The organism is Dellaglioa sp. CoH-56-MRSF-11 (genome assembly GCF_056782135.1).
This window is the reverse complement of the sequence record NZ_JBXAYE010000135.1, coordinates 1-255: the sequence shown is the minus strand read 5'-3', so window position 1 is coordinate 255 and position 255 is coordinate 1. Positions and strand designations below refer to the sequence as shown.

The window sequence follows — 255 nt, the reverse complement described above, 5'->3', positions numbered from 1 at the left end:
CGTCAACGTTCAGCTTATTGAACTTGACTCGTCCTTCATACTCAGGTGCCAGTGCCTCAAGAGTCGGCATTAGCATCTTGCACGGACCGCACCACGGCGCCCAGAAGTCGAGCAGGGCATAGCCCTTGTGGTTCACGATCTCGTTTTCGAACGTTACGTCTGTGACCTGATTCAATTCGCTCATACCGATCCTTGCGCCTCTGCCTGCTCGATCGTCAGGCCAAATTTACTTTCGAAATAAACATAGTCATATGC

General features: G+C 51.0%; 1 protein-coding gene. It reads right to left on the bottom strand.

The features are described 5' to 3' along the window. On the bottom strand, positions 1–184 hold a 184-nt coding region (locus AC1RPT_RS08140), incomplete at its 3' end, for a thioredoxin family protein (protein WP_481763047.1). Between the last annotated feature and the right edge of the window lie 71 nt (positions 185–255).